The organism is Lactobacillus laiwuensis, assembly GCF_019972835.1.
Taxonomy (GTDB): domain Bacteria; phylum Bacillota; class Bacilli; order Lactobacillales; family Lactobacillaceae; genus Lactobacillus; species Lactobacillus laiwuensis.
Genome location: NZ_BPPB01000006.1, coordinates 132,473 through 147,881, shown reverse-complemented (window position 1 = coordinate 147,881; position 15,409 = coordinate 132,473). Strand labels below are relative to the sequence as shown.

General features: G+C 35.9%; 15 protein-coding genes. 3 read left to right on the top strand and 12 right to left on the bottom strand.

The window, feature by feature from the left end; genetic code table 11:
• Positions 1-13: 13 nt before the first annotated feature.
• From LDM92_RS06495 to LDM92_RS06470, 6 genes are all read right to left on the bottom strand, one after another.
• Positions 14-2,464 carry an FtsK/SpoIIIE family DNA translocase gene (locus tag LDM92_RS06495; RefSeq protein WP_223902509.1) on the bottom strand — a complete coding sequence of 817 codons (2,451 nt, stop codon included), beginning with the start codon at positions 2,462-2,464 and terminating at the stop codon, positions 14-16.
• Between the two features lie 19 nt (positions 2,465-2,483).
• Positions 2,484-2,876, bottom strand: a complete 393-nt coding sequence (locus LDM92_RS06490) for a DUF1149 family protein (protein WP_045927779.1) — start codon at positions 2,874-2,876, stop codon at positions 2,484-2,486.
• A gap of 1 nt (position 2,877) precedes the next feature.
• The gene (locus tag LDM92_RS06485) at positions 2,878-3,435 is read right to left on the bottom strand and encodes a tRNA (cytidine(34)-2'-O)-methyltransferase (RefSeq protein ID WP_223902508.1); all 558 of its coding nucleotides are present in this window, start codon (positions 3,433-3,435) and stop codon (positions 2,878-2,880) included.
• A gap of 38 nt (positions 3,436-3,473) precedes the next feature.
• Entirely contained in the window at positions 3,474-4,700 is a 1,227-nt protein-coding gene (locus tag LDM92_RS06480; RefSeq protein ID WP_223902507.1) for an AI-2E family transporter, read from the bottom strand.
• Positions 4,701-4,713: 13 nt separating this feature from the next.
• Entirely contained in the window at positions 4,714-5,094 is a 381-nt protein-coding gene (locus tag LDM92_RS06475; RefSeq protein ID WP_046331851.1) for a PTS glucitol/sorbitol transporter subunit IIA, read from the bottom strand.
• A 79-nt stretch (positions 5,095-5,173) separates the two neighbouring features.
• The gene (locus LDM92_RS06470) at positions 5,174-7,930 is read right to left on the bottom strand and encodes a cation-translocating P-type ATPase (RefSeq protein ID WP_223902506.1); all 2,757 of its coding nucleotides are present in this window, start codon (positions 7,928-7,930) and stop codon (positions 5,174-5,176) included.
• A gap of 170 nt (positions 7,931-8,100) precedes the next feature.
• Here LDM92_RS06470 and LDM92_RS06465 point away from each other — a divergent pair, with 170 nt between their 5' ends.
• Entirely contained in the window at positions 8,101-9,135 is a 1,035-nt protein-coding gene (locus LDM92_RS06465; protein WP_223902505.1) for a lactonase family protein, read from the top strand.
• A 67-nt stretch (positions 9,136-9,202) separates the two neighbouring features.
• Here the strand turns inward: LDM92_RS06465 and LDM92_RS06460 are convergent, their stop codons facing one another.
• The 3 genes from LDM92_RS06460 to yjbM are packed head-to-tail and all read right to left on the bottom strand — an operon-like array spanning position 9,203 to position 11,515.
• Entirely contained in the window at positions 9,203-10,093 is an 891-nt protein-coding gene (locus LDM92_RS06460; protein ID WP_223902504.1) for an RluA family pseudouridine synthase, read from the bottom strand.
• The gene (locus LDM92_RS06455) at positions 10,080-10,886 is read right to left on the bottom strand and encodes an NAD kinase (protein ID WP_223902503.1); all 807 of its coding nucleotides are present in this window, start codon (positions 10,884-10,886) and stop codon (positions 10,080-10,082) included. Before LDM92_RS06455 ends, LDM92_RS06460 begins: the two co-directional genes overlap by 14 nt.
• Positions 10,886-11,515, bottom strand: coding sequence for a GTP diphosphokinase (gene yjbM, locus LDM92_RS06450; RefSeq protein ID WP_046331846.1), 630 nt, complete (start codon positions 11,513-11,515; stop codon positions 10,886-10,888). Before yjbM ends, LDM92_RS06455 begins: the two co-directional genes overlap by 1 nt.
• Before the next feature lie 353 nt (positions 11,516-11,868).
• Between yjbM and LDM92_RS06445 the strand changes: the two genes are divergently transcribed.
• Both LDM92_RS06445 and LDM92_RS06440 read left to right on the top strand, forming a co-directional pair.
• Positions 11,869-12,492, top strand: coding sequence for a CYTH domain-containing protein (locus LDM92_RS06445; RefSeq protein WP_223902502.1), 624 nt, complete (start codon positions 11,869-11,871; stop codon positions 12,490-12,492).
• Positions 12,493-12,565: 73 nt separating this feature from the next.
• The gene (locus LDM92_RS06440; RefSeq protein WP_045927771.1) at positions 12,566-13,186 is read left to right on the top strand and encodes a DsbA family protein; all 621 of its coding nucleotides are present in this window, start codon (positions 12,566-12,568) and stop codon (positions 13,184-13,186) included.
• Here LDM92_RS06440 and LDM92_RS06435 read toward each other — a convergent pair.
• From LDM92_RS06435 to spxA, 3 genes are all read right to left on the bottom strand, one after another.
• Positions 13,172-13,987 (bottom strand): competence protein CoiA family protein, encoded by an 816-nt coding sequence (locus LDM92_RS06435; RefSeq protein ID WP_238480653.1) that lies wholly within the window; start codon positions 13,985-13,987, stop codon positions 13,172-13,174. The two genes, LDM92_RS06440 and LDM92_RS06435, sit on opposite strands and share 15 nt — an antisense overlap.
• Before the next feature lie 101 nt (positions 13,988-14,088).
• Entirely contained in the window at positions 14,089-14,811 is a 723-nt protein-coding gene (locus tag LDM92_RS06430; protein ID WP_046331843.1) for an adaptor protein MecA, read from the bottom strand.
• A gap of 107 nt (positions 14,812-14,918) precedes the next feature.
• A complete protein-coding gene (spxA, locus tag LDM92_RS06425; protein WP_034977372.1) occupies positions 14,919-15,317 on the bottom strand; it encodes a transcriptional regulator SpxA in 399 nt (132 codons plus the stop codon).
• Positions 15,318-15,409 lie beyond the last annotated feature (92 nt).

The window sequence follows — 15,409 nt, the reverse complement described above, 5'->3', positions numbered from 1 at the left end:
ACTTTCTTAAAAATTAGCTTTTGCCTTCATCTTTTTTGGGCGGTAATAATACCTGACGAGGTTTTGAACCTTCAGACGGTCCTACAATGCCTTTTTCTTCCATCGCGTCAACAATTCGGGCAGCACGATTATATCCTATGCGGAACTTTCTTTGTAGGAGTGACACACTAGCTGTTTGTTGCTGTCTGACCAGTTCAACAGCCTGATCATAATATTCATCCTCTGGTTCGTCATCTTGTTTCTCAGAATTTTCTTGACTTTTTTGCGGAATCATACCTTGGTCATATTCAGGCTTTTGTTGCTTCTTTACCCACGAAATTATTTTCTCAACTTCACTAGAAGAAACATAAGCACCCTGAATACGTTCAGGCTTAGAGGCTCCGACCGGCATGTACAGCATGTCTCCTCTGCCGAGCAGTTTCTCGGCACCAGTTTGGTCTAAAATTGTTCTCGAGTCAATACCACTTGAAACAGCAAAAGAAATGCGCGATGGTACATTTGCCTTAATTAAACCGGTAATAACATCAACACTCGGCCTTTGAGTAGCCAGAATCATATGAATTCCTGCAGCACGAGCCATTTGCCCTAAGCGGACAATTGCACCTTCAACATCGCGCCCACCAACCATCATCAGATCACTAAGCTCATCAACTACGACCAAAATATATGGTAATGGTTTCATTGCAGGCTTAGATTTATCTTGATTATTAAGTTGAACCTTATCATTAAACTCACCCACATTACGGACACCACTTGCAGCAAATAGTTTATAACGCCGTTCCATTTCTTTAACAGCTTTGCCTAAAGCATTCGCAGCTAACTTAGCATCTGTAACTACTGGTATCAACAAATGTGGCACACCATTATAAACAGAAAGTTCAACCATCTTAGGATCGATTAAAATCAACTTAACTTGATCCGGCAGTGCCTTCATTAATATACTCGTTAAAATGGTATTGATTGCAACAGACTTCCCAGAACCTGTTGAACCAGCAATGAGAAGGTGGGGCATCTTAGTTAAGTCAGCTGAAATCGTTTGTCCACTAACATCCTTGCCCAAAGGCACTTGCATAGGGTCCTTCTTCGCCTTATTATCTTGACTTTGCATTACATCTTTAAAAGCAACAACTGAAGTATTTTTGTTAGGTACCTCTATACCAATATATGGCTTACCTGGAATAGGTGCTTCTATTCTGATATCTTTTGCTGCCAGGGCAAGAGCCAAATCATCTGCTAAATTTACAATTCTGCTAACTTTAACCCCAACAGCCGGCTGAACTTCATACCGTGTAATTGTAGGTCCTAAAATCGCTTTTTTAATTATAACTTTGACCCCAAAACTTTTAAAAGTAGACTGCAAGATTTGCGTATTTTTGCGAATGAGAGCCTTATCAGTACTTTGGTCAATGTTCTTAATGCTATCAAGTAAGGCTATGGGTGGCTTTTGATAGTCTGGACTAACTTTTTGGTCTTGCTTAAGTTCGCCATGATCTATAGATCCTAATTCTTGCTTAATTTTTCTATCTTCTTCAGCAAAAGAATGTGATTTGGGTAAATTGCTACTAGAACTAGTTGCTTTTCTTCCTTTTTGACTATCATTTTGACTGGCCACCTGAATCTGTGGCTCAACTGGAGCATGCTCTGGCATATCACCAAATTCAGATTCATTTGCAACTGCATCGTCAATATCCTGATTATCTGCAAATCCCTCAGAAGACTGGTCATTTACGGCAAAATCATCAACATCAGGAAAAACCATATTTTTAGAATCCGACGTCTCCTGTGAATTCTGAGATTGTTTCTCTGAGATTTTCTGCTGCTTTTTCTCTCTGAAGGAACCGTATTTGTTTTTTATTTTCGTGCCGGCCGCTTTATTTTTATTAATAAAAAGCTGACTAACCTGCTGAAATTTTTGGATTATCGTGGCAAACTTTACATCAAAGAACATTAAAATGCCACATGGAATCAATAAAATCGCAACTACACGCAATCCTATATGGCCTAGTAAGGGATAAAATATTTGGTAACATAATGCGCCAATGACTCCTCCACCAACATGTTTGGTAACAGCCATGCGGCCAAATTCGGCAGATATTTCATGCCAGAATGCATTCATAAACGCATTATTTACAAATTCACTTTCAAAATAAACGCTGCTCTGAATTAATAAAAATCCGAGTATTGCAAAAAACAGACCACAACTGCGCTTAAATTTAAAGTGCATCGGCTTGTTGTAAATCAGCATAACCAGGCCAAAAATAATACAAATTCCAGCAGCTAATAAATATGAATCTCCAAAAAAGAAACGAAAAATATTCGCAACTTGTTTACCAAGAATGCCAAATTTAACAAATGCCAAAACTGAAATAATAATTTGTACAAGGCCAATAATTGCCCAAGTAATTCCAGTATTCTGATTTTTCTTATGAGATTTAGTGGTTTTTCTCCTCTTCTTTTTAGGCATAATACTACCTAATCAACAATTAAAAATTTGCTTGGAAGTTCAAATTAACTGGCTCATCCAAAGTAATTTGAGTAACTTCATAAGTAAGGGTTTCAATATATTCGACTAATGGCCGACTAAGCAACTTATAATCTGTTTTTTCCAGGTCACTGCCATCACCAAAATAATCTTTGATTTTAACGATCTGACTAATCATTCCGCTTACTGAGAAATCTCCTGGCGCAGGTGCCACGTCAAAAACAACGGTTACATCAAAATAATTGCCGTCAGTTCCAGCATCAGTAGTGCCATCATCATTTTGTTTTTCAACCTTTTTCAAGCCAAAATTTACCTGATCTTTAGTTTCCGGCTCTTCATTAATATCATAATGAAAATTTTTGACTATAACAGGAGTTTCTTTTTCAAAATCCATCTTAATTTCCTCCTAAATTTCTTTCATACCGTTCAGGGCGATTGTAGTTATCTTTTAATTTATCATTTTCATAATGATGGCTAGTTTCTAAATCGGGAAAACCTTGCTGGCGCAAAGCTTCTAGTAAAACAATTGCCACTGAATTAGCTAGATTATAACAACGAATATTATCCGACATTGGTATTCTCAAATTGCGCTCGTAATATTCTCGCATAAATGTTTCTGGTAAACCAGTAGTTTCTTTGCCAAACACAAAGTAGTAATTTTTCGCAGAATCTGTATAATCTATTTCCGCATAATTTTTTGAAGAAAATTTAGAAATAAGATACATTTCGTCTTGGGGACCAAGTTCACCTAGGAATGCATTAAGATCTTCATGGACGTGAACATCAACCTTATCCCAATAATCTAAACCCGCTCGTTTCATTTTTTTATTATCAATTTGAAAACCTAAAGGCTCAATTAAATCAAGAACTGTATTAGTTCCAGCACAAGTCCGAGCAATGTTACCAGTATTAGCCGGCATCAGTGGTTCATATAACACTACGTGATTTGTCAATCTTTTTCTCCTTCACTGAATTTTTTAACAAATAAGAATTATTTTTTTGACTTTTTTTCTACTGATCCCTTGCTTAAATTATTCGGGTTTTCAGCCGCAACTGGTAAGTTTTCCTCATCTTCATCTTCTTTGAATACTTGAGAAACATTACGATAATAGTTATAAACACGCAAAATAATAATTTTTAAAATAGCATAAATTGGAATACCAAAAATGACGCCCCAAAGTCCCCAAACAGAACTTGAGCCTATCAATAACAAAATAGTAGTAACAGGATGCATCTCCATCTTGTTTCCCATTACCAAAGGACTAATAACTCTTGATTCAATGGTCTGTTCGATTGCGAAAACAACCAAAACTTTAATTACCATTGGCACAGAAAGCATAATAGCAATCACGATTACAGGTATAAAGGAAATAAAAGTACCAAAATATGGAATAAGGTTAAGAATACCGCTTAAAACGGCAAGGGCAATGCCATACGGAAGGCCAATGATACTGTAACCAATGGCAAACATGATTCCGACCCAAAAGGCAACAGTAAGTTGACCCCTAATATAAGATGCCAGTGCAGTATTAATATCGTAAAGAAGCTCACCAAAACTTTTTTGCCAACGTTTCGGTGCAAATTGGGTTAAATATGGGCGCAAGTTATGAGCATCTTTTAACATAAAGAAAAGAATAAAAGGTGCAGTAAGCAGAGTCATAACGATGATAGTCACAACACTTATTGCTGAAGAAATATTGCTTAAAGTAGCATTGATAGCTTCATGCCCTGATTTAAAGAGCATATCTTGCGCCCTATTGATAGCATCATTAATATTGCCCTTTACACTGTGTAGTTGGGGATTACTCAGCCAATTTTGTACGGCATTTGTAGCATCCTTCCAGATGTGAGGCCAATGCGCAATTAAGGAGTTAATTTGACTTTGAACAATCGGCAATAAAGTATTAACTATCCAAACGAGCAAAACTGCTACCAAAACAAATAACCCAAGAATAGTAACAATCCTTGGTACTTTAAACTTCCTCTCTAAAATATCTACCAGTGGATTCATAATATAAAACTGAATCAAAGCCAGCATCAATGGGGGAAGAATCGCACTTACAAAGACCTTAGCGGGATTTAAAACAAATGATATTTTGTTGAACAACCAAATCACAAGGAAGAACAACAAAATGTTTAGTAGTGCAATACTAAACCGATTATTCAAAAACCATTTTTGAAAGATGGTTCTTTTTTTATGTTTCTTCTCGTAGTCCATCAAATCATCCTAATCAAATATGCTCATATATTATGTCATCACCGATATTAAATTCGGGCATTGTCTGTTTATCTTCTAAAGTGAAATATACACCGTTAGCCAGTGGATTTTTTGACTTTTTCTGATTAAAAAATAAGGTAACATGACCTAAAGCTCTCATATCACTGGCAACCATGGAGCCAACAAAGTCAGCAACATAGGTCTGGCCATCGATTGTAACTGTATCGCCCTTTTTCATAATAAAACCAGTAAGCGGAGTTTGGGGATCAAATTTTTGAATAACCGAAACATCGACTAATTCTGGAGTGACATTTTCACCAAATAAAATTACCATATTGCCCTTAGGTTCAATAGCTTGTTTACCAATTTTTGTAATAGTTGCTGTCCATTTCATAATTTGTTCTCCTTAAGCTTTAATTTTAGCATAACAAAAACCGCTTAACTAATATATAGGCGGTTTTTTTGTTACTTCTTTATTTTTTATGGTAAAGCAGCCATTTTTTAATTTCATCAATAATAACTAACGGTATTGGCAAACAAAATAGAAATAACCAGTCAACTGGCAATAATCTTGTAGTATTGAATAACTGCTGCAAGCCAGGAGTAACAGTTAAAGCTAAAAACAGCAGTATTTCAAAAATAATGCCATACCAGATGTTCCGGTTGCTAAATATGCCTTTCTTAAATAGTGAAACTTTATTTGTTCTGCAATTTAAGACATTTGCAATCTGCGTAAAAATAATTGCCCCCAAAACCATTGTAGTTGCACGCATATAAACAGGACCGTTAGCAGCTAATGGCACGTGAGGCCAGCCATTTTGGAAATTCACAAAGAAATATGCACCAATCGAGATGGCACTGGAAATTAGACCGTACCACAAAAAGGCTTTAATGATGACGCTTCTATTAAGCAAATGCTCATTACGCTTCCGTGGCGCCTGTTTCATAACATCTGGATCAACAGCTTCTCCGCCAAGTCCTAATGCTGGCAACATATCCGTTCCCAAATCGACTGTCAGGATTTGCATTACCGTCATCGGCAAAGGAATCAGGCCTCCAGAAAACAGGAATAAAATTGATGGAAAGGCTTCTGGCACATTGGAAGTCAAAATATAAGTTAAAAACTTACGGATATTGCTATAAACGGCACGGCCCTCTTCAATTGCGGCCACAATGGACGCAAAATTATCATCAGTCAAGATAATATTAGCAGCATCTTTAGCTACATCTGTACCAGTCAAGCCCATAGCTATACCAATATCTGCCTGCTTCAAAGCAGGAGCATCATTAACTCCGTCACCGGTAGAAGCTACAATTTCACCATTTTCCTGTAAAGTCTTGACAACTTTATATTTTTGCTCTGGAGCTACCCGAGCAAAAATTACCTCTCCTTTTAAAGCTTCGCGTAAATCTGCAGTACTCATCTTTTCCAGTTCATCACCAGAAATTACCCGTGCCTTGTCTGAGGTTAAACCAATTTGGACAGCAACAGACTTGGCTGTCAACTTGGAATCCCCGGTAACCATAATAATTTTAATTTTTGCCTGATGACAACGTCTAACAGCGTTATATATTTCTGGCCGAGGTGGATCACTCATTGTAGTCAAACCCACAAATACTAAATGTTCTTCAGCTGTTGCGATAGTCAACTTAGTAACGTCAGTATTTTCTTTTTCCACAATGCGATAGGCCATAGCCATACTGCGAAGCCCTTTAGCAGCATAGTCAGCGTTGTGTTTTTCGGCGCGTTTCTTATCATCATCAGTCAGAGCCCGAACTTTACCATCGACCTGAATTTGATCACACTGTTTGATCACATCACTAAAAGAACCCTTAGTAAAAATGATATATTGGTGATCATTCCAGCGATGAATGGTTGACATGCGCTTTCGATTAGAGTCAAAAGGCAGTTCTCTTAATCGGGGATATTTAACCAAAACTTTTTGCCGATCAAACCCTGCTTTTTCAGCCATAATAATTAAACAAGCTTCAGTTGGAGTACCTAAAATTTTAGGCTTACCCCCTTTAACCTTGCTGGGTTGAACAGCAGTGTCGTTGTCCAAAGACGCTATTTGAACCAACTTATGCAAGTCGGGATTTTCTTCATACCACAACTGCTTATTGTTTAACTCAATTTGACCATTATTGACGTAGCCGTTGCCAGTAACTTTATATTCATTTTTAGGAGTCCAAATGTAATGAATAGTCATTTGATTTTGAGTTAAAGTACCCGTTTTGTCTGAACAAATAACTGTAGTTTCTCCTAATGTTTCAACTGAATTTAATTCCTTAACCAATGCATGTTTTTTGGCCATGCGTTTAACACCTTGGGCTAAGCTAAGGGTTACAGTAGGCAATAATCCTTCTGGAATAAAAGCTACAATCATCCCTAAAGCAAAAATAAATGCTTTTGCAAACGGATATTTAACAAAGAAAATTGCTGCAATTAAGAACAAAACGCCTATCGAAACAGCAATAATTGATAATTGTTTCGTCAGGCGGTTTAGTTCCTGGGTTAGTGGACTATCGACTTTATTTTGCTTTTGGGTTAACTGCGCTATTTTGCCAAATTCAGTATTCATTCCCGTGGCAAATGCTATTGCACGAGCTGTGCCTGAGCCAACGGTTGTTCCTGAATAAACCAAGTTAGCTTCAGCGTAGCTGCCTTCGCCCGGTGCGTAATCCGTAGTTTTTGATTCAGGTACAGATTCACCATTTAGAGCACTTTGATCAACTTGCATTGAACTGGCAGTAATTAGTCTGGCGTCTGCTGGAATAGCATTACCTGCTTGAAGAATAAAAACGTCTCCAGGAACCAGTTCTTTGGCATCAATCTGCGTTTTTTTACCGTCACGAATTGCCTGAACGTAGGTCGGCAACATATTATTCAAAGCATCTGTGGCTCTTTTAGCAGCTCTTTCCTGCCAAAAACTAAACAGACCGTTAATAATATTAACCAGCCAAATGGCAATTCCCAATTCAATGGTACCGCTGAACATCGCAACAGCTCCGGAAATCCACAACAAGATTGCCATCATACTAATAAAGTTCTTAAAAAAAGTCTTCCATTCAGATTCTTCTTCAGACTTTTTAATTTCATTACGACCATATTTAGCCAATCTTGCGGCTGCTTCTGCAGAAGTTAAACCTGCAGAAGATGAGTGAAGATTAGTATAAACTTCAGAAATATCATTCTTAGCATAAAGCTCTCGAATTTTATTTTCTTCCATTCCCAACATACCTCTTATTTCAAAACTTTCAATTTTAAACTAATCAATAAAGCCGACACCATACTTTAACACTTTTTGAAATGTTAAAGTCACTCAATATTTTTACAATTGCGTGTCATGCTATACTAATTATTGAGACAATTATAAATGAAATTGGAGGCTTTTCAAGCATGAAATTATTAATTGGAGGATATACCAAAAAAAAATCAACGGGAATCTATGAATTACCACTCACACTTGCTGAAAACGGTCTGGAAATGCAAATGGGACCAGCTAAAGAAGTAATAAAAGTTGGAGGTCCAACCTATTTTGTTCAAGATGGCAAGCTTATTTTTACTATTAATAACGCTGGCGATAAGGGTGGCATCAGCTCATTTGAACTCGTTGATGGTAAGTATCAGGAAAAAGATTCATACTTAACTCCCGGTTCGTCACCTGCCTACATTGGCATTAACCAGAAAAAGAAATTGCTTTATACTGCCAATTACCATACAGCAGTTTTAGCTGTATTCTCATTTGATGATGATGGCAAGTTAACTTTTTTGGATTCAGTGACTCACACTGCAGATAGCCTGGGGCCTTGTCCTGAACAAGCTGACGGTCCCCATCCGCATTTTTTTGATCAAACACCGCAAGGCAATCTTGTAAGTTGCGACTTAGGCAATGACTGTGTTGATTTTTACAGTTTCAAAAATGATAAGCTGCATCATTTAGCTAAATATCAAAACGAACCAGGTTTTGGCACACGTCATATTGTTTTCAGTCCTGATGGTAATTATTTTTATGTTGTTGGTGAGCTTTCAAGTAAAATTAATTTAGTCAAGTTTGATGAAGTTAATTGGCAATTTAAGAATATTACCACTTATTCAACTATTCCTGATGATTATTCCGACCACAATGGAGCGGCTGCTATTAAAATTAGTAAAGATGGTAAATTTATTTATGCTTCCAATCGTGGTCATGATACTATTACTGTTTTTGCAGTCAACGATGATCACACTTTACAGTTGCGTCAAAGAATCTCAACCTTTGGCGAATTTCCGCGAGATTTTAACTGGGATAAGGACGAAAAATATGTGGTGGCAACCAACCAAAATTCTGATAATGCTACTTTATATACCAGGGATGCAGAAAATGGCTGTTTGACGCCTGTGCAAAAGAATATTTTTGTTCCAGAAGGAACCCGCGTACTTTTTAGTGAATAATTTTTGGATAACGAAAAGGAGTTGTCTTGAATAAAGGCAACTCTTTTATTGTACTTATTTTAAAAAATTATTTAGGAGTACCCTGCCACAATTTTTGCATATCAGGTGGATCAGGCACCTCAATACTGACTTGCTTTTCTTTCCTGAACGGATCAGGAAATTCCAAGTGAAAGCAATTTAGTGCTTGCCTGTTAAAATTATCATCTTCCCCATATAATGGATCCCCATATAATGGATGACCGATATACTGCATGTGCAAGCGAATTTGATGGGTTCTTCCAGTATAAAGACGCAGTTCTACTAAGCTGACATTGGGCTTTTGTGCGATCACTTTATAGGCAGTTTTTGCTTTCTTGCCGGTGGGTTCAATACTACGTACAATTGAAGTTCCCTTTCGGCCAATTGGCTGATCTATGGTGCCTTTTAGTTCGTCTAAACCAAAATTACCGTGAACTATTGCATGATACTTTTTAATAAACTTATCCTTTTTGAGCTGACTAAAACGTGCATGGGCAATAGCATTTTTACCAACTAAAACCAAACCAGAAGTGTCACGATCAAGTCGCGTTACAATATGTGGCTTAATATTCACACTTTTTTTGCGCTCAAAATAACCTAAAATTTGGTTAACGAGTGCGTTATCATCGTAGCGAGAAGGAATCGATAAAATCCCTGCAGGCTTATTAACAACCAGGTAATTTTCTGTTTCTTTAACAACCGCAAGAGGTTCTTGAGAAGGTACAAGCCATGGGTTACATTTTTCCTGACCCGGGATGAAAATCACTTCATCACCGGTATGTAAAATGAAGTTTGTATAGCGCCGTTTATGATTAACAAGAATCATTCCACCCGCATTTTTAGCATTATTAACAGCTCTTTTTGAAAAACCATTCTTTAATAAAAAAATCCCCAATTTTTTGGGGGCTTTTTCATTCACAGTAACTTTAAATAGTGTCATTGTTATCTCCGATAAATGCACTTTGAACTCTTGACCAAAAATGAGTATGGCCAAATCTGTCAAAATGGATTTCCTTACTAGAAATACGGTAATTGACCTTTTTGGCATTGCGAACGTTAATCCGACGACCGTCAATAGTCATTACAAAGTGATCAGCTTCAGGAACTATGGTAACCCATTGCTCGGGAGCTAGTACAATTGGTGAAGATAAAGATCTAAAAATACGATTGTTAATAGAAGCTATTTCCGCCATCTGCAAGGCCTTGAGTCTCGGATGAATTACTGCACCACCAAGCGATTTATTATATCCGGTTGAGCCGGTTGGTGTTGAGACACATAAGCCGTCCCCCCTAAAATTCTCAAATAATTGATCATCAATATAGACTTTTGCTTCTAATGTATGCGATACCCGTTTGACTGCAGATTCATTTAAAGCTAAAAAATGTTTCTTTTCATTAGCTTCAGTTAAAAGTTCCACCTCTAAAAGCGGATAGCTGGCAGATTCAGGTTCCCTTAAAAACAATGCATCTACCATTTTATCGACTTCAGGACCACGCCAATCAGTATAAAAGCCCAAATGTCCAGTGTGGATGCCAATAAAGCGAATTGAACTAATTTGATTTTCATATCGGTGAAAGGCATTTATCAAAGTTCCATCACCGCCGACAGTAATAACTACATCTGGATATTTGGCATCAAAGACAACGCCCTCTTTAGTTTCTAACAATTTTCGCAAGTGCGCTACCACCCTTAAAGTTTCTTGATTGGTGTTATGGGCAATTGTAATTCTCATTATTTTTCCTTACCCTTGTTTTTAGTAAAAACCTTCTGCGCTTCTTGTACTTCATCTTTTATCAAAGACATTTCTTCATCAAGTTTATATGCCGTTTCTGCAGTAGATTTTAGTCTTTCAGAAATATCTTTTGGATAAGAACCCTGATATTTATAATTAAGAGTATGCTCAACAGTAGCCCAAAAATTCATTGCTAGAGTCCTAATTTGAATTTCGGCTAATAATTTTTTGGATCCGGTTGGCAGGTAAACCGTATAAGAAATAACCATATGATAAGAGCGATAGCCTGAAGGCTTAGCATTTTTAACATAATCACGTTCTTCAATGACTTCCATATCATCACGTGCATGTATTAAGTCTACCACCTTGTAAATATCATCGACAAATTGACAGACTATCCTAATTCCTGCTATGTCTTGCATATCAGTCTCAATCACATCCGGACTGATAACACGCCTTTGCATTTTTTCCTTAATTGAATCAACAGTTTTAACTCTGCCGACTACAAATTCTATTGGTGAATGTTCTCCTTTGGTTAAGAAACTTTGTCTTAAAGAACGAAACTTCACCTTTAATTCTCGCACGGCCTCTTCATATGGCCATAAAAAATTATCCCAATCATAATTCATAGAAATAACCCTTTCTCAAACAGCATATTCATTTTAACATAAATTATATGATAGCAATTTCATATGATGATTTGCCTTAATAAAATGGCAATTTCCTATACAAAACCAGGAGGTTATTATAAAGTCTTATTTCTTGCACATTAAACCTTTTAATAATATTATAAATTTATTAATTTCAATTAGGCTATACTATCATAGCTTTAGCCCTTTTTTCACTAATTTAGGGAATTTTAAAAATTAAATGCAGTCGCTTTTCACTTTTAGAAGCTAAATTTTAAAATAAATATAGACTTTGACACAAAATGTTAAAGGGAATTCTTTGATAGCCACAATATTAAATGGAGTATTATAAAATGTCACAAAACAATGAAATTGAAGCTAAAATCATTTTACCTAAGGCAATATATCTAAAACTTTGCCATGATTTTCCACTTAAGCACAGCTTTAACCAGGAAAATTATTATTTTGACACTAGCGACGGTTTGCTAAAACAGTCTAATATAAGCTGCCGCATTAGACTTTTTGCTGACCACGCAGAGCAAACTCTCAAGGTTCCAAATAAGAATCCCATACAAAAAGATTTTCATGAAGCAATAGAAATTAACGATTCCTTAAAATTAAATGAAGCAAAAGCATTTATTAAGCAGGGGGCCGCTGGATCGCCTATAATTTTTAAGTATAGTGCAGGAAAATATTTGAATCAGAAATTTTCACAGAAATTAAACCTTCATTTGCAAACTTATTGCAAAACTCATCGCATATTAGCGAATGGACCAAAAAATTGTGAATTAACTTTTGATGATAACACTTATCCAGACAACTACGAAGATTTTGAACTTGAGATTGAAAATTGCAACCCAGACTTGATAGCAGAAACTCTGGCAAAATTAAAGAAAGAATATCAGTTTACACAAAATTATGCTAACACTAACCAAGCGAAAATTGCACGCGCTTACATACATCGTGTTAGAATATAATTGAAGGATAGTTTTCAAAGGATAGATATTTAATAATTTTATACTTGATAATCAGTATTGGAGGAGCCTGATCATGTTCGAGATTTTTCTTTTTGTTAATCCCGTTGGTATATATTGCTATAATACGGAAGTTTTAATCAAAGACGCAATTGATGAACTTAATATCAACTCTTCATTTCATTTTGTTCCAATTATAAATGCAAAAGTAATCAAAGAGGACATTATTAGAAGAAAAAATGATGGACAGAAAATAAAAGATATACCACAATACACAATTGTCTCTTTTCAGGTCTTACGACATTACAATGCTATTAAGATAGAATATGGCAACAAAAAGGCACGTGCTTATTTAGTCGCTTTGCAACGAGTTATTAGCAACGATTTTAATAAATATACAGAAAGTTTGCCTAAACAAATTGCAGAAAGTTTAGACTTGGATTTTAATCGGATCAATGATCGCAAAATTGCCCACTATGTTGATGAATCTATCCAACAAGACAAGGATCTTGCACGTAAATTCAATGTTCGTAATTTCCCTACTACAGTTATTTTTAATGAAAGTGGCAATTATAATGGGGTAATGCTGGAAGGCATTCTTGCACATGACAAACTAATAAAGCTTCTTAAGGATAATGGTTGTATCGCAAGTGACCCAAAGGGCTACTACCCGGTGAGACACTTACGACTGATTTAAATATTTACTTACATTATCTGGTGAATTTATTTTTCGAAAATTGGTAAAAACCCAGGGCGGCAAATTTTCTATGGTTTGGCGCTTTTTATATAGCAAATTTGCAATTTGCATGCCTTTCAAACTCATATGTTTTAGTTGCATTTGCAGATATTGCTTTTGCTGTGTGGAATTAACATGATATTTTTGCAATAAAGGGTGAAAATGCCACAACTGTTTTAAGCCTATTGCATTGATATCGAATTTTTCCTCTTGGAAATGAAGCTTATTTGTTAATGGCTCAAGCAAAACGTTATATTTTAGTCGAATAATTTTTTTAAACGGATCAATCTCTAAATAATAGTCTTGCCAAAAATAGTTTCTGCGAAAGAAAATAAGCTGCGATTTTTTTATGTTTTGTCCTAAAAAATGTCTCTGGCCAACTATCCATATATCTTTAACGCCTATTTGCTTATACAAAAAATGGCGGTGGCGAAATTCTGACTTATTTAAAGGAGCGCACTGAATTTCGAAAGCTAAATTTGAAGCTGCTAATATATCAGCTCGCAGTTGTCCATTGGCAAGATTAACTTCTGTTTCTGCATTAAAATGTACTTCTCTGAGTGCTTTTGTCAGTATACTTTTACTCTGTGCATGTTCTTTATTTTCCCCAGATAAGTTTACTTTGGAAGGTATATGTTTAAAATAGGACTGCTTATCTTTACATACTAATTGCATTTCTCGTTCACAATGTGGGCAAAAATAATGTTTCTTTACTTTGTTGTTACTTTTGGTCGATTTAGCTTCCTCAACAGCTAAAACCAAAGTATTATTTAACAGTGCTGCGTACATACTTATCACCTAAAAATAAGTACGCAAAAAGGCAGGATTTAACCTGCCCTTTTTATTCAGCTATATTTGTTAATTTATTTAATACCGCTAAAATAATGCCGCAGTTGATCTAATGCATCATTAGTTAACAAACATTTACCATTAGTACGAACACGAGCCATTTCACTTGTTTTTACTTTAATACCATATTCATTTGCAATTGCCCATGCATCAGCGGGCTTTATTTCCGAATAGTCTTGACTAGTAAAAATCAGTTCTAAGTAAAATTTTCCCCGTTCAAAATAAAGACTGGAAGACAAATCATTTGCTTTAAGACTTTCCGCCAATTCAGTCACCTGATCAAGGTCAGTAAAACTATATGCCTGCTTTTTCTGCAATTTCCAAAACTGCTTCTTAACTTTAGGTTGAGAAGAATCTGCTGGTTCATTTGACTCGTCCTTATCTGTTTCTTCATCCTCAGGTTCAAGGTCAAGAAAAGATTTACGAGCATCATTATTCTTTTTATTGTTGTCAGTAAAATCATTATCAAATAACTGGGCAAGATTATTACGATCTTTCTCTGTCACTTTAGTGATTAATAAATCAAGCCCACCGTTATTAGGCATTACTTGAAAAGTTACCGGTGCATCTTGACTAAATGAATGATCAGTATCAATTTCATCCAAAATCGAATAAAAGAAATGTTGGATTTTATTTTTATCACCTAGTAAATCTAAAACTTTGAGACCACGATTGGCTAATTCTTGTTTACCTATTCTCACACGAATCGTATTATTGTTTATATGATCTACTTGCATGAGTTCTCACCTCCACCGGATTCTTTGTTCTATTGTATCGTACTTTGCTCATAAAATAAAAGCGTTAGTTTAAAAACTAACGCTTTTATTTTAAACTTACCTGAATTTTATAAATCAGCTATCTTCTGCATTTCTTCAAGCTCAAGACGACGCACTTTTCTTGGTAAAAAGCGCCGAATTTCATCTTCATTATACCCAACTTGCAAACGCCGATCATCCATAATAATTGGACGTCTTAATAAACTAGGATTTTTTTCAACTAAGTCAAGCAGTTGGTCTATTGACAGATCATCAAGATTGACTTTAAGTTGTTGAAAGGCTCTTGAACGCGTAGAAATAATTTCTTCCGTACCGTTTTCAGTCATTCGCAAAATTTGCATAAGCTCGTCTTTTGTTAAGGGCTCTGAAAAAATGTTCCTTTCCTTAAAGGGAATGTCATGTTTCTTTAACCAAGCCTTGGCTTTGCGACATGATGTACAGCTCGGAGATATATATAAATTGACCATATATTTCACGCTCCTTTAAATTGTTTTCTAAATTATTATAACATACTACTTCTTTTTTGTAAGTAGTATTTTTCATAACTGACTACATTGTT

What these genes read in the sequence shown, in the direction of transcription:
- LDM92_RS06495 (WP_223902509.1), bottom strand. Translation starts at nt 2,464, where the DNA reads ATGCCTAAAAAGAAGAGGAGAAAAACCACTAAATCTCATAAGAAAAAT.
- LDM92_RS06490 (WP_045927779.1), bottom strand. Translation starts at nt 2,876, where the DNA reads ATGGATTTTGAAAAAGAAACTCCTGTTATAGTCAAAAATTTTCATTAT.
- LDM92_RS06480 (WP_223902507.1), bottom strand. Translation starts at nt 4,700, where the DNA reads ATGGACTACGAGAAGAAACATAAAAAAAGAACCATCTTTCAAAAATGG.
- LDM92_RS06475 (WP_046331851.1), bottom strand. Translation starts at nt 5,094, where the DNA reads ATGAAATGGACAGCAACTATTACAAAAATTGGTAAACAAGCTATTGAA.
- LDM92_RS06470 (WP_223902506.1), bottom strand. Translation starts at nt 7,930, where the DNA reads ATGGAAGAAAATAAAATTCGAGAGCTTTATGCTAAGAATGATATTTCT.
- LDM92_RS06465 (WP_223902505.1), top strand. Translation starts at nt 8,101, where the DNA reads ATGAAATTATTAATTGGAGGATATACCAAAAAAAAATCAACGGGAATC.
- LDM92_RS06460 (WP_223902504.1), bottom strand. Translation starts at nt 10,093, where the DNA reads ATGACACTATTTAAAGTTACTGTGAATGAAAAAGCCCCCAAAAAATTG.
- LDM92_RS06455 (WP_223902503.1), bottom strand. Translation starts at nt 10,886, where the DNA reads ATGAGAATTACAATTGCCCATAACACCAATCAAGAAACTTTAAGGGTG.
- yjbM (WP_046331846.1), bottom strand. Translation starts at nt 11,515, where the DNA reads ATGAATTATGATTGGGATAATTTTTTATGGCCATATGAAGAGGCCGTG.
- LDM92_RS06445 (WP_223902502.1), top strand. Translation starts at nt 11,869, where the DNA reads ATGTCACAAAACAATGAAATTGAAGCTAAAATCATTTTACCTAAGGCA.
- LDM92_RS06440 (WP_045927771.1), top strand. Translation starts at nt 12,566, where the DNA reads ATGTTCGAGATTTTTCTTTTTGTTAATCCCGTTGGTATATATTGCTAT.
- LDM92_RS06430 (WP_046331843.1), bottom strand. Translation starts at nt 14,811, where the DNA reads ATGCAAGTAGATCATATAAACAATAATACGATTCGTGTGAGAATAGGT.
- spxA (WP_034977372.1), bottom strand. Translation starts at nt 15,317, where the DNA reads ATGGTCAATTTATATATATCTCCGAGCTGTACATCATGTCGCAAAGCC.